This window comes from Wenjunlia tyrosinilytica (assembly GCF_014646055.1).
Classification (GTDB): Bacteria; Actinomycetota; Actinomycetes; order Streptomycetales; family Streptomycetaceae; genus Wenjunlia; species Wenjunlia tyrosinilytica.
In genome coordinates, this window is sequence record NZ_BMMS01000019.1 from 89,561 (window position 1) to 108,734 (window position 19,174).

A 19,174-nucleotide genomic window follows, 5' to 3' on the forward strand; every position below is an offset into this window, starting at 1 on the left:
GAGTGTCCCGGATTACGACGGTGGCTGTCCGGCGGAAGGCGCCGTGTCGTGCGAGGATCGTCCGTCCAGGGGGTGCAACTGGCCCAGGGGGCCTGACGGCCGGCCCGGTGGCGCCGGGGACCGTGCCGCGGTCTCCCGGATGCGCCCCGAGGGGCGCCGGCGCCGGGGTGGCCGGCCGGTCCGATGCTGGGAAGCCTGCCCGGGGCTGCTCCGGGGAAACCGTTCCGCCCGCACTCTTCGCGGCAGTTCGGGCGGATCGGTCGACACCTCGTCAGCCCGCTTCGTCCCGGCGCAGCCTGAACCAGTAGAAGCCGTGTCCCGCGAGGGTCAGCAGGTAGGGCCACTCACCGATCGCCGGGAAGCGCACCCCGCCGATCAGCTCCACCGGATGGCGTCCGTTGAACGCCTGGAGGTCCAGCTCCGTCGGCTGGGCGAACCGCGAGAAGTTGTTGACGCACAGCACCAGGTCGTCCCCGTACTCGCGCAGGTACGCCAGCACACTGGGGTTGCTCGACGGCAGCTCGGTGTAGGAGCCGAGGCCGAAAGCGATGTTCTGCTTGCGGATCTCGATCATGCGGCGGGTCCAGTGCAGCAGGGAGCTGGAGTTGCTCATCTGCGCCTCGACATTGGTCACCTGGTACCCGTAGACCGGGTCCATGATCGCCGGGAGGAAGAGCCTTCCGGGGTCCGAGGAGGAGAAGCCCGCGTTGCGGTCCGGCGTCCACTGCATCGGGGTGCGCACCGCGTCCCGGTCGCCGAGCCAGATGTTGTCGCCCATGCCGATCTCGTCGCCGTAGTAGAGGATCGGAGACCCGGGAAGGGACAGCAGCAGGGCGGTGAACAGCTCGATCTGGTTGCGGTCGTTCTCCAGCAGTGGGGCCAGCCGTCGGCGGATGCCGATGTTGGCCCGCATACGCGGGTCCTTGGCGTACTCGGAGTACATGTAGTCGCGCTCTTCGTCCGTCACCATCTCGAGCGTCAGCTCGTCGTGGTTGCGCAGGAAGATGCCCCACTGGCAGCCGGACGGGATCGCCGGGGTCTTGGCCAGGATTTCCGAGACCGGGTAGCGGGACTCGCGCCGTACCGCCATGAAGATGCGCGGCATGACGGGGAAGTGGAACGCCATGTGGCACTCGTCGCCGCCCTTGGAGAAGTCGCCGAAGTAGTCGACGACGTCCTCGGGCCACTGGTTGGCCTCGGCGAGCAGCACGGTGTCCGGGTAGTGCTCCTCGATCTCCTTGCGCACCTGCTTGAGGAAGTCATGGGTGCGCGGGAGGTTCTCGCAGTTGGTGCCCTCCTCGGAGAACAGATAGGGCACGGCGTCGAGCCGGAAGCCGTCGATGCCGAGGTCCAGCCAGAACTTCAGCGCGGCCAGGATCTCATCCTGGACCTGCGGGTTCTCGTAGTTCAGATCCGGCTGGTGGCTGAAGAACCGGTGCCAGAAGTACTGCTTGCGGATCGGGTCGAAGGTCCAGTTCGACGTCTCGGTGTCCACGAAGATGATCCGGGCGTCCTGGTACTGCTTGTCGTCGTCGGCCCAGACGTAGTAGTCGCCGTAGGGGCCCTCCGGATCGGAGCGGGAGGCCTGGAACCACGGATGCTGGTCGCTGGTGTGGTTCACGACGAAGTCGATGATCACGCGCATGCCGCGCTGGTGGGCGGCGTCCACGAATTCCACGAAGTCCGCGAGGTCCCCGAACTCGGGGAGCACCGCGGTGTAGTCGGAGACGTCGTAGCCTCCGTCGCGCAGCGGGGAGGCGAAGAACGGCGGCAGCCACAGGCAGTCGACGCCCAGCCACTGCAGATAGTCCATCTTGGCGGTCAGGCCCTTGAGGTCCCCGACGCCGTCACCGTTGCTGTCCTGGAAGGAGCGGACGAGGACCTCGTAGAAGACGGCCCGTTTGAACCATTCCGGGTCCCGGTCCTTGGCGGGGGTGTCCTCGAACGTGTCCGGGACGGGTTCGTTGACGATCAATTGGGTGACCCTCCGATCTGCGAGGTGGGTCGCAGGGAGAAGACGTGCGCCGGGGCACGGCCCGGTTCGAGGCGCACGTAGTTGTCCCTGCCCCAGTGGTAGGTCTCGCCGGTGAGCTCGTCGCGCACGGCGAAGGAATCGGCCCAGTCCAGGCCGAGTTCCGGCATGTCCAACGAGACGGTCGCCTCGCGGGTGTGGTGGGGGTCGAGGTTGACGATCACGAGAACCGTGTCGTACGCCGGGACGGCCTCGTCCTGGTCGTCCCCGTGCCCGCCCGTCCTCAGCCGTGACTCCTCCGGCAGACGGGTCCGCTTGCTGAACACGAGCACCGCGTCGTTGTCCGCGTGGTGGAACCGCACGTTGCGCAGCTCCTGGAGCGCCGGATGGCGCCGCCGTGCCCGGTTCAAGGTGGTGATCAGCGGGGCGAGGCTCCGCCCCTGCGCCTCGGCCGCGGCCCAGTCGCGCGGACGCAGCTGGTACTTCTCCGAGTCCAGGTACTCCTCGCTGCCCTCGCGCACCGGGGTGTTCTCGCACAGCTCGAAGCCCGCGTACACACCCCACGTCGGGGAGAGCGTCGCCGCCAGCACCGCGCGAGCCTCGAACGCGGCGCGGCCCCCGTGCTGGAGGTAGGCGTGCAGGATGTCCGGGGTGTTCACGAAGAAGTTCGGCCGCATGTAGGCGGCGGCCTCGCCGGACAGCTCGGTGAGGTACTCGGTGAGCTCGCCCTTGCCGTTGCGCCAGGTGAAGTACGTGTACGACTGCTGGAAGCCGATCTTCCCCAGGGTGTGCATCATCGCCGGCCGGGTGAACGCCTCGGCCAGGAAGATCACGTCGGGGTCGGTGCCGTTGATGTCGGCGATGACCTTCTCCCAGAAGACCACCGGCTTGGTGTGCGGGTTGTCGACGCGGAAGATCCGCACACCGTGGTCCATCCAGTACCGCAGGACCCGGACCGTCTCGGCGACGATCCCCGCCATGTCCTTGTCGAAGGAGATGGGGTAGATGTCCTGGTACTTCTTCGGCGGGTTCTCGGCGTAGGCGATGGTGCCGTCCGCCCGGTGGGCGAACCACTCCGGGTGCTTGGCGACCCATGGGTGGTCCGGCGAGCACTGGAGCGCGAAGTCGAGGGCGACCTCCATGCGCAGCTCACGCGCCTGCTCCACGAAGTGGTCGAAGTCCTCGATCGTGCCCAGGTCCGGGTGAACGGCGTCGTGGCCGCCCTCGGGGGAGCCGATCGCCCACGGCGAGCCGACGTCGTGCGGGCCCGCCGACAGCGCGTTGTTGGGTCCCTTGCGGAAGGCTGCGCCGATCGGGTGGATGGGCGGCAGGTAGACCACGTCGAAGCCCATCGCGGCCACGGCGGGCAGCCGCTTGGCGGCCGTGCGGAAGGAGCCCGACCGCGGCGCCCGGGCCCCCCTCGGATCGACCACCGCGCCCTCGGAGCGCGGGAAGAACTCGTACCAGGAGCCGTACAGCGCCCTTCGCCGCTCGACCCGCAGGGCCTGGGGGCGGGAGGAGGAGACCAGTTCACGCAGCGGAAACCTGCTCAGGACCCGCTCCACCTCGGGCGTCCGGGTCGCCGCGAACCGCGCCATGGGGGTGCGGTCCTCGTCCCGCAGCGCGTCGAGCGCGTCCAGCACCAACGGCCGGCCGTCCTCCTTGGGCACCCGGCGCGCGGCCCGCTCGAAGAGGGCGGCGCCCTCCGCGAGCATCAGCGGGACGTCGATGCCGGCGGGGATCTTGATGCCCGCGTTGTGCTTCCAGGTGGCGACCGGGTCGCTCCACGCTTCGACGGTGAACGACCACCTGCCCTCCGCCGTCGGCGTGACCTCGGCTCCCCAGCGGTCGGTGCCGGGGGCGAGCTCACGCATGGGCGTCCAAGGCCCGCGTCGGCCGCTGGGGTCGCGCAGGACCACGTTCGCGTTGACCGCGTCATGCCCTTCGCGGAAGACCGTGGCGGTGACGTCGAAGGTCTCACCGACCACGGCGCGGGCGGGCCTGCGCCCGCATTCGACGGAGGGGCGGACGTCCAGGACGGGGATGCGACCGATCATTGCCTCACCTGGGGGTTGCTGATCGTGCTGGGACCGAGGAGAACGCTCGGGTGGGGACAGGAATACGTACTGGCCGTGCTTCGGGGGAGCCTTCCCCGCCGATCCGCAAGGATGCCTGGGGGCAGCGGTTCTGGTTTCCACATGTGACGATCAAGGCATTGTAAAAGCAACGTAACGGTGAAACCGCGATTTTAACGACGTTTCGGGCATGGCGAAGCACCGGCGCCCGACCCCGTACGCGATGACACGTGACGCTGACCAGCACTCTATGGAGCGATCCGGCCACAGTCGATGGTGCACCGTCAGCAGAGTCGTACGGGTGAAATCCTCGTATACCTTCCGTGCGTTGAGCACGCCGTTCGGCGCCAATGCGAGAGCGGATGCAGTCCGTGCCGTTACCGTCGGACCTTGTGAAGGCTATTCGTCGGTTCACCGTGCGTACGGTGCTGCCGGAACCCCTGCAGCCGTTGACCGAGCTGGCCCAGAACCTGCGCTGGTCCTGGAGCCCCGAGACCCGAGAGCTGTTCGAATCCCTCGATCCCGAGACCTGGCAGGCCACCGGGGGCGACCCGGTGAAGCTTCTGGGCGCCGTCTCCGCCCAGCGCCTGGCGGACCTCGCCCAGGACAGCGCGTTCCTCGAGCGGCTCGCGGCCGCCTCCGAGGACCTGCGCGGCTACCTGACCGATCCCCGCTGGTACCAGGCAGCGATCGAGAACGCCCCGCCCGCCCCCCACGGGGACGACGCGGAACTGCCCGCAGCCATCGCCTACTTCTCCCCCGAGTACGGCATCACCGAGGTCCTCCCGCAGTACTCGGGCGGCCTCGGCATCCTCGCCGGGGACCATCTCAAGGCCGCCAGCGACCTGGGTGTGCCCATCATCGGGGTCGGCCTGCTCTACCGCCACGGATACTTCCGCCAGTCCCTCTCCCGCGAGGGCTGGCAGCAGGAGCACTACCCCGTCCTCGACCCCAATGAGCTGCCGCTGACCCTCGTCCGCGAGGACAACGGCACCCCCGCTCTGATCAGCATCGCCCTGCCCGGCGGCCGCTCCCTCAAGGCGCACATCTGGTGCGCCCAGGTCGGCCGGGTCCCGCTCCTGCTGCTCGACTCCGACATCGAGGAGAACAGCGCGGGCGAACGGGACGTCACCGACCGCCTCTACGGCGGCGGCAGCGAGCACCGCCTCCTCCAGGAGATGCTGCTCGGCATCGGCGGAGTCCGTGCCGTGCGCGCCTTCTGCCGCCTCACCGGGCACCCCGCACCCGAGGTCTTCCACACCAACGAGGGCCACGCCGGCTTCCTCGGCCTCGAACGCATCCGGGAGCTCGTCGCCGAGGGCAACGGGCTCGGCTTCGAGGCGGCCCTCGAAGCCGTCCGCTCCGGAACGGTGTTCACCACCCACACCCCGGTGCCCGCGGGCATCGACCGCTTCGACCGCGAACTCGTCTCCCGCCACTTCGGCGAGGACGGGGCGCTGCCCGGCGTCCCCCTGGAGCACATCCTGCCGCTCGGCAGCGAGAGCTACCCGGGCGGAGAGCCGAATCTGTTCAACATGGCGGTGATGGGCCTGCGCCTGGCCCAGCGCGCCAACGGCGTCAGCACACTGCACGGCCAGGTCAGCCGGGAGATGTTCAACGGCCTGTGGCCCGGCTTCGACTCCACCGAGCTGCCCATCACCTCCATCACCAACGGCGTCCATGCCCCCACATGGGTGGCACCCGAGGTACTGAAGCTGGGGGCCCGGCAGGCCGGCGCCGAGCGGGTGGAACGCGCCATGATGGTCGGCGCCTCGCCCCGGTGGGAAGCCGTCGCCGAGATCCCCGACGCCTCGATCTGGGAGCTGCGCAGGGTCCTGCGCGCCCAGCTCGTCGAGGACGTGCGGCGAAGGCTCTACGACGCCTGGCGCCAGCGCGGCGCGGGCGCCGCCGAACTCGGCTGGGTCTGCGATGTCCTGGACCCCGACGTGCTGACCATCGGCTTCGCCCGCCGGGTTCCGTCCTACAAGCGGCTCACGCTGATGCTGCGCGACCGCGACCGGCTCACCGAGCTCCTGCTGCACCCCGAACGGCCCATCCAGATCGTCGTGGCGGGCAAGGCGCACCCGGCCGACGACGGCGGCAAGCGGCTGGTGCAGGAGCTGGTCCGCTTCGCCGACGACGCCAAGGTGCGCCACCGCATCGTCTTCCTGCCGGACTACGGCATGAAGATGGCGCAGCACCTGTACCCGGGGTGCGACGTCTGGCTGAACAACCCGCTGCGCCCGCTGGAGGCGTGCGGCACCTCCGGGATGAAGGCGGCGCTCAACGGCTGCCTGAACCTGTCGGTGCTGGACGGCTGGTGGGACGAGTGGTTCGACGGTGACAACGGCTGGGCGATCCCCACCGCCGACGGCATCGGGGCCGAGGGGCATCCCGAGCCCGACCGCCGCGACGACCTCGAGGCTGCGGCGCTGTACGACCTGGTGGAGAACCAGGTGGCACCGCGCTTCTACGACCGGGGCGCTGACGGCGTGCCGCAGCGGTGGATCGAGATGGTGCGGCACACCCTGGTCACCCTCGGCCCGAAGGTGCTGGCCGGGCGCATGGTCCGCGACTACGTGGAGCGGCTGTACGCCCCGGCGGCGCAGGCCAACCGCAGGCTGGCCGCGGGCGGCGCCTCCGAGCTGGCCTCATGGAAGGCGAGGGTCCGGGCCAACTGGTCCCGGGTCGCCGTCGACCATGTGGAGACCACCGGGCTCGGTGACGCGCCGGAGCTCGGCGGAGCGCTCTCGCTGCGGGTGCAGGTGGCCCTGGGCGACCTGGACTCCGGGGATGTGGACGTGCAGGTGGTGGCGGGCCGCGTCGACGACGGGGACCGGATCACCGACGGCACCGCGGTCGCGCTCAAGCCCGCGGGGCGGCCGGACCTGGAGGGCCGCTGGCTCTTCGAGGGACCGCTCGCCCTCGACCGCACCGGCCCGTTCGGCTACACCGTGCGGATCCTGCCCTCGCACCGGCTGCTGGCGTCCGGCGCCGAGCTGGGGCTGGTGGCGATTCCCGCGGAGTCCGAGGGGATGTCGTCCGGCGTGCTGCGGTAGCCCCTGGGGACCGCGGTACCGAGTACGGCACGAGCGCCCGGCAGCGTCATCGCCACCGGGCGCTCGGCGCTTGCGGGCTACGGCTAGAAGGTGAGCTTCCAGCTGTCGATGTAGCCGGTGTCGAACGAGTACACGTCCTGGACCCGCAGCTTCCAGACGCCGTTGGCGGCTTCACTGGAGGCGTTCACGGTGTAGGTCGTGATCACGTTGTCGGCGGAGTCGCTCGCGCTGGAGTTCTTCAGCCGGTAGGCGGACCCGTCGGGGGCGACCAGGTCGATGACGAGGTCACCGCGCCAGGTGTGCTTGATGTCCACACCCACCTGGAGGTTGGAGGGGGCGCTCCCGGTACGGCCGCTGACCGTGATCGGGGACTCCACCGCCGCGCCCGCGTCGGGGATGTTGACGTTGTTGGTGTTCTCGAAGACGTTGCCGCCGCCGACCGGGTTGACCGTCCAGGTGAACGAGGCGGTGCCGGTCTTGGCCTGGGAGTCGGTCACCGTGACGGTCACATTGCTGGTGCCCGCGGTGGTCGGGGTCCCGGAGATCAGACCGGTCGAGGAGTTGATCGACAGGCCGGCGGGCAGCCCGGTGGCCGAGTAGCTCAGGGCGCCGGGGTTGGTGCTGGTCGCCTGGATCTGCAGGCCGGCGGCCTGGCCCACGGTGCCGGTCTGGTTGCCCGGGTTGGTGACCGAGACACCGCTGACGATGCGGCTGCCGACACCGATGCCCGCGAACGCGTTGGCCACGTTGTTGTAGCTGGTGCTGCCGTTGCCGAACAGGTCGGCGGCGGCCTTCAGCGCCTGGGTGCGGGCGTCCGCGTAGTTGCTGTTGGACGTCAGGTACGACGACAGGGCCTTGAACCAGACCTTCTCGGCGTTGGCGCGGCCGATGCCGGTGACCGGCTGGCCGTCCTTGGTCGGGCTGTCGTAGTGGACCCCGTTGATGTCCTTGGGGCCGCTGCCCTCGGACGCCAGGTAGAACCAGTGGTTGATCGGGCCCGACGAGTAGTGCACGTCGATGCCGCCGATGCCGGAGTACCAGCTGTCGGGCGAGGTGCCGTCGCGGCTGGGCTTGTCCTGGTAGCGCAGCGGGGTGCCGTCGCCGTTGATGTCGATCTTCTCGCCGATGAGGTAGTCGCCGACGTCCTTGCTGTTGTTGGCGTAGAACTCGACGGCGCTGGCGAAGATGTCGCTGGTGCCCTCGTTCAGGCCGCCGGACTCTCCGCTGTAGACCAGCTTGGCGGTGGCCGCGGTCACGCCGTGGGTCATCTCGTGGCCGGCGACGTCGATGGACGTCAGAGGCTTGGCGTTGCCCGAGCCGTCACCGTAGGTCATGCAGAAGCAGGAGTCGCTCCAGAACGCGTTCACGTAGGCGTTGCCGTAGTGGACACGCGAGTAGGCGCCGACGCCGTCCCCGCGGATGCCGCTGCGGCCGTGCACATTCTTGTAGTAGTCCCAGGTCAGGGCCGCGCCGTAGTGGGCGTCGACACCCGTGCTGGCCGCGTCGCTGTTGGTCCCGTTGCCCCATACGTCGTCGGCGTCGGTGAACAGCGTGCCGGTTCCGGAGCTGCCGTGGTTGAGGTTGTAGGTCTTGTGGGCACCGCGTGCGGTGTCGTTCATCTGGTACGTGCTGCCGGACTGCGCCGTGCCGATGGTCACCTGGCCGCTGTAGATGCTGTTACCGGTGCCCTGCTTGACGCCCTGGTACTCGTACAGCTTGGCGCCGGTGGTGGCGTCGGTGATGACGTGCAGCTGGCTCGGGGTGCCGTCGTCCTGGAAGCCGCCGACGACCGTCTCCCATGCGAGGGTCGGCACACCGCGGGCGGCCCAGATCACCTTGCGCGGCGCGCGGTCGGCGCTCGCCTTCTTGGCGCCCTGGGAGCGGGCCGACTTCAGCGCCGCCGCCTGCGCCTTGGCCGCCGTGTACGCGGCGGTGGTCGAGGGGACCTTGATGGTGGCGTTGGTCGCCCTGGTGACCGACTTGGTGGCCCCGCTGCTCGCGCGGTGCACGATCAGGTCGCCACCGAGGACGGGCAGTCCGTCGTAGGTGCGGTTGTACCGCGTGTGGGTCGTCCCGTCGGCGTCCTTGACGACGTCGGTGACGATGAGCTTCTCCTTGCCGCCGAGGCGCAGGGCCTTGGCGGTGTCGGCCTTGGTCTCGTTGGCCGACCGCAGGAGCTCGGCGCGGTGCGCCGGGGTGAGCTTGAGCGGCAGGGCCCCGGCCCTGACCTTTTCCACGACCTTTTGCGGCTGGGCGCGGCCGCCCGGCCTGGCGCCGGCCGGCGCCGACTGGACACCCACGGCGAGCAGGGCGGTCACGGCGACGAGTGCGCCCGCGGCGGTGCGGCGTGAAGCCGAGGTTCTGCCGCCGGGCATGGTGGAGCGGGAGGATCGTCTCACTCGGACTCAATCTCCTTCTGCATCGGTCACGCTGTCGTGACCGTGTGAGGAACCGGCTCCGGCAGGGTGTGCCGTCCGGGCAGAGCGATGAGCACGGTGCGGAAAGTGCGAACTGCGGAATCGGCCTCCGGCGGCGGGAGTGAGGTTCCCGCCAGTCGGCCGAAGGAAGCCTGCCACCGATGGGGCACTTCTGTCAGGAGCGCGACAAAAATTGGCCGTATTGCGTCAGACGCTCTTGCGAACGGGCAGCTCAGGCTGGCACTGTCCGTTGTGCTGTTGCCTGGGTTCGGATAACGGAACGCCGCACGGGTTCGAAATGGGCTCGAACACAGTCTGAACAGCCGTACGGAAGAGGGTCTAGACCAGACTGTCGCGCCACGCCCTGTGCAGCGTCGCGAACCGTCCGGTTCCACCGATCAGCTCCGCCGGCCGCCCGTCCTCGACGATCCGCCCCGCGTCCATCACCAGCACCCGGTCGGCGATCTCCACGGTCGACAGCCGGTGCGCGACGATGACCGCCGTACGGCCGGCGAGCACCGTGTGCATGGCCCGCTGCACCGCCCGTTCACCCGGGATGTCCAGCGACGACGTCGCCTCGTCCAGGATCAGCACCGCCGGGTCCGCCAGCAGTGCCCGCGCGAACGCCACCAACTGGCGCTGACCCGCGGAGATGCGCCCGCCGCGCTTGCGGACATCCGTGTCGAATCCCTCCGGCAGCGCGGCGATGAAGTCGAACGCGCCGATCGCCCGCGCCGCCTCCTCGACCTGCTCGCGGGTGGCGTCCGGGCGGCCCACCGCGATGTTCTCGGCGACCGTCCCCGAGAACAGGAACGACTCCTGAGTCACCATCACCACCCCCCGGCGCAGCTCCGGGGTCTCCAGGTCTCTCAGGTCCACGCCGTCGAGCCGGACCCGCCCGCCCGTGGGGTCGTAGAAGCGCACCAGGAGCTTGGCCAGCGTGGACTTGCCCGCGCCGGTCGCCCCCACCACCGCGACCGTCTGCCCCGCCGGGATCTTCAGATCGAAGCGCGGCAGCACCTCGACGCCCTCGCGGTAGGCGAACCGGACCCCGTCGAAGACGACCTCCCGGCCGGGCTCCTCGCCCTGGGGCGCTGGCAGTGGCACCGGCTGCCGCGGCTCCGGCACGGCGGGACGGTTGGCCAGCAGCGCGGCGATCTTGTCGAGCGCGGCCGCCGCCGACTGATAGCTGTTCAGGAACATCCCCAGCCGGTCCACCGGGTCGTACAGGCGGCGCAGATAGAGCACGAAGGCCGCCATCACACCCAGCTCCAGACCGCCGTCCGCCACCCGGTAGGCGCCCCAGACGAGGATCGCGGCGATCACGGCATTGGCCATGGTCCGCGCGCTGACCACGAAACGCGCCATCTCCAGGGCCGAGTCGCCGTTGGCCCGGCGGTAGGCGCTGTTGAGCCGGTGGAACTCCTTGTCGTTCGCCTCCTCGCGGCGGAAAGCCTGCACCGGCCGGATCCCGTTCATCGTCTCGGTGAACCGCACGATCACCGAGGCCACCGCCGTACGGGTGCGCCGGTAGACCTCCCGGGTGCGGCGGCGGAAGGACCGGGCGATGAAGTACAGCGGCACGAAGGAGGCCGCCGCCGCCGCCCCCAGCTCCCAGTCCAGCGCAAGGAGGACGACCGAGATGTAGACCGCCGACAGCGCCACTTGGATCAGTTCCTCGAGCCCCTCGGACAGCAGCTCGCGCAGCGCGTCCACATCGCTCGTCGCCCGCGCGATGATCCGGCCGGAGGTGTAGCGCTCGTGGAAGTCCAGGCTCAGCGCCTGGGCATGGCGGAAGATCCTTCCCCGCAGGTCGAGCAGGACATCCTGGCTGACCCGGGCGGACACCCGGATGAACAGGGCCTGGAGCAGCCCGGAGGCGAGAGCGCAGACGATGTAGACGCAGACCACCGCGATCAGCGGGCCGGAGTCGTCGCGCCGCAGGGCCGGGATCGCCCGGTCGATGGCGAACGCCACCAGCAGGGGCCCGGCCAGGACCGCGGCCTGCTGGAGCAGGATGACCCCCATCGCCAGCGCGGTGCGCCACTTGTGCGGGCGCAGGAGCGAGCCCAGCAGGGCCCGGGAGACCCCGGGGGGTGACGGGTGCTCGTCGGTGTCGTCGTCGGGAGCGGCGGGTGGCGGTGTCCCCGGGGACCGCGCGGGTTCGCGATGGGGAGCCTCTGGAGCCTGAACGGTCTGCGCCGGCCGGCCGTCGGCAAGGGCGCTGCCGTCCTCCTCGGGCGGTTCGGTGACGGTGGTCATCGGATGGGGCTCCTCTCACCGGACATCAGTTCGCGGTAGGCGGGAGAGCTGTCGAGGAGTTCATGGTGGGTTCCGACCGTCGAGATCCGGCCATTGGAGAGCAGGGCGACACGGTCGGCGAGGAGCACCGTGGACGGCCGGTGGGCCACCACGAGGGCCGTGGTCGTCGCCAGCACCTGCCGCAGCGCGCCCTCGACCAGTGCCTCGGTGTGCACATCGAGCGCGGACAGCGGATCGTCGAGCACCAGGAACCTCGGCTGCCCCACCACCGCCCGCGCCAGGGCGAGCCGCTGGCGCTGCCCCCCGGACAGGCTCAGGCCCTGCTCGCCGACCTCGGTGTCGAGCCCCTGGGGCAGCCCGTGCGCAAAGTCGGCCTGAGAGGTGGTCAGGGCCTTGTGCAGCGCCGCCTCCCCGGCACCGGGCGCCCCCATGGCGACGTTCTCCCGGACGGTGGCCGAAAAGAGGGTGGGCTCCTCGAAGGCGACCGCGACCAGCTTCCGCAGCCGGTGCCGGGGGAGCTCGGCGATGTCCACTCCGTCGAGGGTGATCCGGCCGCCGGTCGCCTCGTACAGCCGGGGCAGCAGCGCGGTCAGTGTCGTCTTGCCGCAGCCGGTGGCACCGACGAGCGCCATCGTCTCGCCGCTCCTGATGTGGAGGTCCACACCCGTCAGCAGATCCGGCGACCCCTCGGGGGCGTCGGGGTAGCGGAAGCGCACCCCCTCGAACCGGATGCCGTCGGGCGCGGCCGGGGCCTTCGGTGTGCGGGGGGACCTGGGTGGGTCCGCGGCCATCGGCGTTCCCCCGGTGTCCGCGGTGTCGGCGGTGTCTCCGGTGTCCCCGGTGTCGGCGATGTCTCCGGTGTCCCCGGTCTCCGGCGCGTCCGGGGTCGTGGGGGTGTCCATGACCTCGAAATACCGGTCGGCGGCCGAGGCGGCGTCATTGCTGTACGCCAGCAGCCACCCCAGTGACTCCACCGGCCAGCGCAGCGCCAGGGCCGTGGTCAGGAACGCGACCAGTGTGCCCGCCGTCAGCTCTCCGTCCGCCACCCGCGTGGCACCGATCGCCAGCGCCGAGCCGATCGCCACCTCGGGCAGCGTCATGATGACGGCCCAGATATCGGCGAGCAGCTCGGCCTTCCTCAGCTCGGTGGTCCTCAGCTCCCGGCTGCGCCGCCAGAAGTCCCGGGCCATGCTGCGGTGACGGCCGAACGACTTGATGACCCGGATGCCGAGCACCGACTCCTCGACCACGGTGGCGAGGTCGCCCGCCTGGTCCTGTGCCTTGCGGGCGGCGAGCGCGTACCGGGTCTCGAAGTAGGAGCACAGCACGACCAGCGGCGCGGTCGGCAGGAGCAGGACGAGGCCCAGCAGCCAGTCCTGGCTGAGCAGGACGACGATGCCGACGACGAACGTGACCGCGTTGACGAGCAGGAACACCAGCGGGAAGACCAGGAAGAGCCGCAGCACGGACAGATCGCTGGTCGCCCTGGAGAGCAGCTGCCCGGACGCCCAGCGGTCGTGGAACGAGGTCGGCAGCCGCTGCAGATGCCGGTACAGGTCCGCGCGCATCGACGCCTCGACCCCGGCGAGCGGGCGGGCCACCAGCCATCGCCGCACACCGAACAGCCCCGCCTCCGCGAGGCCCAGCAGGAGCACCAGCGCCGCCGGCCACCACACCCCGCCCGGATCGCCGTGTGCCACGGGCCCGTCGACGATCTCCTTGAGCACCAGGGGAATGACCAGTCCGACGCAGGAGGCGACCGTCGCCACGGCAGCCGAGGCCAGCAGGCGCACGCGGACCGGGCGGACATAGGGCCGCAGACGCAGCAGGGAGCGGACGGGGGAGCGTTTGGAGGGAAGGTGCGACGGATTCCTGGACATCACGTGCGAGCTTAGGGAACGGTACTGACACTCCTCATCTGCTTTTCCCGCCGCGTCCGGCGGGCGCGGCACGGGCCCGGCCGTGGCGCGGGCACGGCGCCCCTGCCGGGCCCGTGTGCCCGAAGCGCCCCGAGCGCCGTCGCACCCCCGCCCCGCCTCACCGCCTCACCGCCTCACGGAACAGCCACCACCCCTGCCCGCCCCACCGGCACGGCCCTCATCAGCATCAGCGACCGGCCGCGCAGCGTGACACACCCCCCGGCCGGATACCGCGCCTCGGGCCCGTCCGACTGGTCCTCCAGCGCGGTGTCCACGACCACCTCGTACTCCTTCGCCCACGGCCGCCCCGGCAGGGTGAACCGCATCGGCTGCGAGGACGAGTGCAGCACCAGCAGGAAGCTGTCGTCGACGACCGGCCGCCCCTTGCGGTCCCGCCGGGGTATGTCACGGCCCGACAGGAACATCCCGAGCGTGGCCGTCGGCGCGTACCAGTCCTCCTCCGTCATCTCCCGCCCGCGCGTGTTGAACCAGGCCAGGTCCCGAAGTCCCCCCGGGTGCTGCGGACGACCGGAGAAGAACGCGTGGCGGCGCAGCACGGGGTGCCTGCGCCTCAGCGAGATCAGCCGTGAGGTGAGGTCGAACAGGGAGCGCCATCCCTCGTTGCCCGGGCGGTCCTCCAGCAGGGACCAGTCGACCCAGCCGATGGGGTTGTCCTGGCAGTACGCGTTGTTGTTGCCGCCCTGGGTGCGCCCCATCTCGTCGCCCGCCACCAGCATGGGCACACCCGTGGACAGCAGCAGGGTGCCCAGCAGATTGCGCAGCTGCCTGCGCCGCAGCGGGACCACGGCCGGATCGCTGGTCTCACCCTCGTAGCCGCAGTTCCAGGAGCGGTTGTCGTTGGTGCCGTCCCGGTTGTCCTCGCCGTTGGCCTCGTTGTGCTTGCGCTCGTAGGTGACCAGGTCCCGCAGGGTGAAGCCGTCGTGCGCGGTGATGAAGTTGACCGAGGCGTACGGTCGGCGGCCGTTGTGCGCGTACAGGTCGGAGGAGCCGGACAGCCGGTAGCCGAGGTCGCGCACATCGGGGTGGGCGCCCCGCCAGAAGTCCCGCACGGCGTCGCGGTACCTGTCGTTCCACTCCGTCCACAGCGGGGGGAACGCTCCGACCTGGTAGCCGCCGCTGCCGATGTCCCAGGGCTCGGCGATGAGCTTGACCCTGCTGAGCACCGGGTCCTGGGCGATGACGGCGAGGAACGGCGAGAGCATGTCCACGTCGTGCATGGAGCGGGCGAGGGCGGCGGCCAGGTCGAAGCGGAAGCCGTCCACGCCCATCTCCGTCACCCAGTACCGCAGGCTGTCCGTGATGAGCCGCAGCACGTGCGGCTGGACGACCGCCAGGGTGTTGCCGCATCCGGTGTAGTCGGCGTAGCGGCGGGGGTCGTCCTGCACCCGGTAGTAGCCGCGGTTGTCGATGCCGCGCAGGGAGAGCGTCGGCCCGAGCTCGCTGCCCTCGGCGGTGTGGTTGTAGACCACGTCGAGGATGACCTCGATCCCCGCGTCGTGCAGGCCGCGCACCATCCTCTTGAACTCGCCCACCTGCTGGCCGCGGGTGCCCGAGGCGGCGTACGCGGCGTGCGGGGCGAAGTAGCCGATGGAGTTGTAGCCCCAGTAGTTGGCCAGCCCCCGGCGCTGGAGATGGTCCTCGGAGGCGAACTGGTGCACGGGCAGCAGCTCCACGGCCGTCACCCCGAGCCGGACCAGGTGCTCCACGGCGGCGGGGTGGGCCAGCCCGGCGTAGGTGCCGCGCAGCTCCTCGGGGATGCCGGGGTGCGTCTTGGTGAAGCCGCGCACGTTCATCTCGTAGATCACGGAGTCGGCCCACGGCGTCTTGGGGCGCCGGTCCTCCGACCAGTCGTAGCGGTCGTCCACCACCACGCCTTTGGGGACGAATGGGGCGGAGTCGCGATTGTCCCTGACGGTGTCGGCCACCTCCGGTTCGGGCCAGTCGCGCACATGGGCGTACACCTCGGGCGGCAGGGCGAACTCCCCGTCCACCGCGCGGGCGTAGGGGTCAAGCAGGAGCTTCGCCGGGTTCCAGCGCGCTCCCGTCCAGGGGTCCCAGCGGCCGTGCACCCGGTAGCCGTACCGCTGCCCGGGGCGGATGCCGGGTACGAATCCGTGCCAGATCTGGTGGGTCTGGTCGGTCAGCAGGCGCCGGGTCTCTTGCCCCTCGTCGTCGAACAGGCACAGCTCGACGGCCTCCGCGCCTCCGGCCCACATCGCGAAGTTGGTGCCCGGCAGACCGTCGGGGCCGATGTGGAAGCGGGCGCCCAGCGGCTGCGGTCGCCCCGGCCACACCTCGACCTCGGGCACGCCGGGGACGGCGTGGACCCTGGCCGTGTCCGGGACCGCCTCGACTCTGAGCGGCCGCGGTCCGGCGCCCGCGCGCAGCGCGATCACCGGTCCGGGCCGCCCGTCCGTCCCGTCCGCCTCCTGTGCCTCCTGCTGGGGTGCTTCCGACACCGGCTCGACCTCCCGCGGCTCGCAGCGGCCCGCCCGCCGCGGCCCCGTACGCAGCATGCGGCGCCGCTTCTCCACCAACTACTTCCCGGAACGAGTGCAAGTGTCACGTTTCCTCATCGGAGGGGCGGTCGTTGACACCGGAGGGAGATGCTTCGGCCGAGAGGTAGAGAGCCAGTGGAGGCAGTGGGAGGCGCCCGCGGGGCCGTGCTGCGTGTGGCCGTCGGACTGGCGTTGTTGCTGGTCACGGCGTGCGGGGACCTGGGTGGCCGGGCGCACACGGAGGCACGTCCTCAGGTGTCGCGGGCCGTGGTGAAGGTCACGCCGGGAAACGCGACCGAGAATGTGGCCCCCGCGGACGAGCTGAGGGTCGACGCGATTCACGGTGAGCTCACCCGGGTGGCGGTACGCGGCTCCGACGGCCGGGTGGTTCCGGGGCGGTTCAGCCGGGACCGCCGCAGCTGGCTGCCGGACCACCCGCCGGCGCTGGCGACCGCGTACACGGTGGACGCCGTGGCCGTGGACGCGAGCGGCCGGGAGGCGGCGAGGCACTCCACGTTCACCACCCTCGTGCCCAAGGACACGTTCAAGGGCTTCTACACACCCGAGCACGGCTCGACCGTGGGGGTCGGGATGCCGGTGTCGGTCAGGTTCAACCGGCCGATCACCGACCGGGCGGCGGTGGAGCGCGGCATCACGGTGACGGCGGAGCCGGCCGTGGAGGTGGCCGCGCACTGGTTCGGCAACCGGCGCCTGGACGTGCGGCCGAGGGAGTACTGGCTGCCGGGCACCAGAGTGACGCTGCGGATGCGGCTGAAGGACGTGGAGGGCGGGCCCGGGGTCTACGGCACGCAGACCAGGACCGTCCGCTTCACCGTCGGCCGCTCGATGGTGAGCACGGTGGACGCGGCCGCGCACACGATGACCGTGCGCCGCAACGGCCGTGTGGTCAAGGTTCTGCCGATCACCGCGGGCAGCCCGCGGAACACCACGTACAACGGCCGCATGGTGATCACCGACCGGTACGAGCTGACCCGGATGAACGGGGACACCGTGGGCTTCGGCGGCGAGTACGACATCCCGGATGTTCCGCACGCGATGCGCCTGACCGACTCGGGCACCTTCATCCACGGCAACTACTGGGCTCCGCAGGAGACGTTCGGCACAGCGAACGTCAGCCACGGCTGCATCGGCCTGCAGGACGTCAAGAGCGGCGACCGCGAGGCCAAGGGAGTCGTCCCCGCCGCCCGTTCCCTCACCGGCCGCACCCCTGCGGCCTGGTTCTACACCCACTCCATGTCCGGTGACGTGGTGGAGGTGGTCAACTCGCACGACCGGACGGTGGCCGCGGACAACGGACTCAACGGGTGGAACATGGACTGGCCGACATGGGTCGCCGGCAGTGCGCTGACGAGATGAAACGTCCGCCTTTGTCCAGTCGTGCACGCGGTGGATCCGGCCACCAGACGGGCACCACGGCGTTCTTGGGACCGAACGGTGACAATCCGGCGGGCATTTGGGGCCGCGGGGTGTGGTTATCTAATCGGCGTGCGTGGTGCAAGAGGTTCTGCCCGCGCAGCACGCATGGGGGTCAGGGTGAACTCGGCCGGGAACCAACTGAGACAGGGGCGCGCACAAGCGCGGCACCGGGCGGTCGGCCGCGAGGGGAGAGACGAGTTGAAGCCGATACGGGCGGCGCGCGCCACAGCGCTCCGAAAGAATGCGCCGCTGGGCGCCCGCAACCGCAACGCCGCGCTGGCACTGCTGGTGGGTGCCGTGATGCTGGTGGCCACCGCGTGCGGTGGCGATGACGGCGGTGACGCCAAGGGCGGCTCGGGCGGCTCGGGCAAGGGCGGCGGCAAGAACGCCGCCTCCGCTGCCGTGGTGAACATCGTCCCCAAGAACAAGGCCGCCGACGTCGCCACCGACGGCACGCTCAAGGTGACCGCGTCCAAGGGCAAGCTCACCAGCGTCGAGGTCGCCGACGACAAGGGCGACAAGGTCCCCGGCAGGATCACCAAGGGCGGCACCGCCTGGGAGCCGTCGGAGCACCTCGGCCCCAACACCAAGTACACGGTGGACGCCGTGGCCAAGGACGCCGACGGCCGGGAGTCCGCCAAGCACTCCACCTTCACCACCGTGGTCCCCAAGGACACCTTCGTCGGCTACTTCACGCCGGAGGACGGCTCCACGGTCGGCACGGGCATGGAGGTCTCGCTCAACTTCAACCGCCCGGTCACCAACCAGAAGTCGGTCCAGCAGGCCATCACGGTCACGGCCAGCCCCTCGGTGCCCGTCAAGGGCCACTGGTTCGGCAACCAGCGCCTGGACTTCCGCCCGGAGAACTACTGGGCCAAGGGCACGAAGGTCAAGCTCAGCCTGCGTCTGAAGGGCGTCGAGGGCGCGGACGGTGTCTACGGCACCCAGTCCAAGGACGTGAACTTCACCGTCGGACGCAGCCAGGTCAGCGTGGTGGACGCCGCGAAGCACACCATGAAGGTCACCCGCGACGGCAAGCTCATCAAGACCGTGCCGATCACCGCGGGCTCTCCCTCGACGACCACGTACAACGGCAAGATGGTCATCACCGAGAAGTACAAGGTCACCCGGATGAACGGTGACACGGTCGGCTTCGGCGGCGAGTACGACATCAAGGACGTCCCGCACGCGATGCGTCTGACCACCTCGGGCACCTTCGTCCACGGCAACTACTGGGCCGGGCCCTCGACCTTCGGCTCGGCGAACGTCAGCCACGGCTGCGTGGGCCTGCTGGACCACCGCGGCGCCAATGACGCCGGCACCCCGGCCGCGTGGTTCTACGACCAGTCGATCATCGGTGACGTGGTCGAGGTGAAGAACTCCAAGGACAAGACGGTCGACCCGAGCAACGGGCTCAACGGCTGGAACATGTCCTGGGCGGAGTGGACAGCCGCCCAGTAGTACCGCATCGGACGCGGCCGGGCCCAGGTCCCGGTCCGCCTCCCACGGGACCG

General features: G+C 70.3%; 9 protein-coding genes. 3 read left to right on the plus strand and 6 right to left on the minus strand.

Annotation, left to right across the window (positions count from 1 at the left end; genetic code table 11):
- Nucleotides 1-271: 271 nt before the first annotated feature.
- Entirely contained in the window at nucleotides 272-1,975 is a 1,704-nt protein-coding gene (treS, locus tag IEY86_RS21810) for a maltose alpha-D-glucosyltransferase (RefSeq protein WP_189133487.1), read from the minus strand.
- The gene (locus IEY86_RS21815) at nucleotides 1,972-4,029 is read right to left on the minus strand and encodes an alpha-1,4-glucan--maltose-1-phosphate maltosyltransferase (protein WP_189133488.1); all 2,058 of its coding nucleotides are present in this window, start codon (nucleotides 4,027-4,029) and stop codon (nucleotides 1,972-1,974) included. The genes treS and IEY86_RS21815 overlap by 4 nt, the downstream gene beginning before the upstream one ends.
- A 410-nt stretch (nucleotides 4,030-4,439) precedes the next feature.
- On the opposite strand from IEY86_RS21815, the gene IEY86_RS21820 reads away from it, so the two are divergent.
- Nucleotides 4,440-7,106 carry a glycosyltransferase family 1 protein gene (locus IEY86_RS21820; protein ID WP_189133489.1) on the plus strand — a complete coding sequence of 889 codons (2,667 nt, stop codon included), beginning with the start codon at nucleotides 4,440-4,442 and terminating at the stop codon, nucleotides 7,104-7,106.
- A gap of 83 nt (nucleotides 7,107-7,189) precedes the next feature.
- Here the strand turns inward: IEY86_RS21820 and IEY86_RS21825 are convergent, their stop codons facing one another.
- The 4 genes from IEY86_RS21825 to glgX all read right to left on the minus strand — a co-directional run bounded on the left by IEY86_RS21825 (nucleotide 7,190) and on the right by glgX (nucleotide 16,184).
- A complete protein-coding gene (locus IEY86_RS21825; protein WP_189133548.1) occupies nucleotides 7,190-9,481 on the minus strand; it encodes a M4 family metallopeptidase in 2,292 nt (763 codons plus the stop codon).
- Nucleotides 9,482-9,862: 381 nt separating this feature from the next.
- Entirely contained in the window at nucleotides 9,863-11,785 is a 1,923-nt protein-coding gene (locus tag IEY86_RS21830) for an ABC transporter ATP-binding protein (RefSeq protein WP_189133490.1), read from the minus strand.
- Nucleotides 11,782-13,665: an ABC transporter ATP-binding protein gene (locus tag IEY86_RS21835; RefSeq protein WP_189133491.1), complete on the minus strand. Its 1,884-nt coding sequence runs from the start codon at nucleotides 13,663-13,665 to the stop codon at nucleotides 11,782-11,784. The genes IEY86_RS21830 and IEY86_RS21835 overlap by 4 nt, the downstream gene beginning before the upstream one ends.
- 173 nt (nucleotides 13,666-13,838) lie before the next feature.
- Nucleotides 13,839-16,184 (minus strand): glycogen debranching protein GlgX, encoded by a 2,346-nt coding sequence (glgX, locus tag IEY86_RS21840; protein WP_373287071.1) that lies wholly within the window; start codon nucleotides 16,182-16,184, stop codon nucleotides 13,839-13,841.
- 147 nt (nucleotides 16,185-16,331) lie between these two features.
- Here glgX and IEY86_RS21845 point away from each other — a divergent pair, with 147 nt between their 5' ends.
- Nucleotides 16,332-17,600, plus strand: coding sequence for a L,D-transpeptidase (locus IEY86_RS21845; protein ID WP_189133492.1), 1,269 nt, complete (start codon nucleotides 16,332-16,334; stop codon nucleotides 17,598-17,600).
- Nucleotides 17,601-17,960: 360 nt separating this feature from the next.
- Entirely contained in the window at nucleotides 17,961-19,121 is a 1,161-nt protein-coding gene (locus IEY86_RS21850; protein WP_189133550.1) for a L,D-transpeptidase, read from the plus strand.
- Nucleotides 19,122-19,174: the final 53 nt, after the last annotated feature.

Bases quoted from the DNA above. Each gene is read 5' to 3' on its own strand.
- IEY86_RS21815 (WP_189133488.1), bottom strand. From the start codon at position 4,029: ATGATCGGTCGCATCCCCGTCCTGGACGTCCGCCCCTCCGTCGAATGC.
- IEY86_RS21825 (WP_189133548.1), bottom strand. From the start codon at position 9,481: ATGCCCGGCGGCAGAACCTCGGCTTCACGCCGCACCGCCGCGGGCGCA.
- IEY86_RS21830 (WP_189133490.1), bottom strand. From the start codon at position 11,785: ATGACCACCGTCACCGAACCGCCCGAGGAGGACGGCAGCGCCCTTGCC.
- IEY86_RS21835 (WP_189133491.1), bottom strand. From the start codon at position 13,665: ATGTCCAGGAATCCGTCGCACCTTCCCTCCAAACGCTCCCCCGTCCGC.
- IEY86_RS21845 (WP_189133492.1), top strand. From the start codon at position 16,332: ATGCTTCGGCCGAGAGGTAGAGAGCCAGTGGAGGCAGTGGGAGGCGCC.
- IEY86_RS21850 (WP_189133550.1), top strand. From the start codon at position 17,961: ATGCTGGTGGCCACCGCGTGCGGTGGCGATGACGGCGGTGACGCCAAG.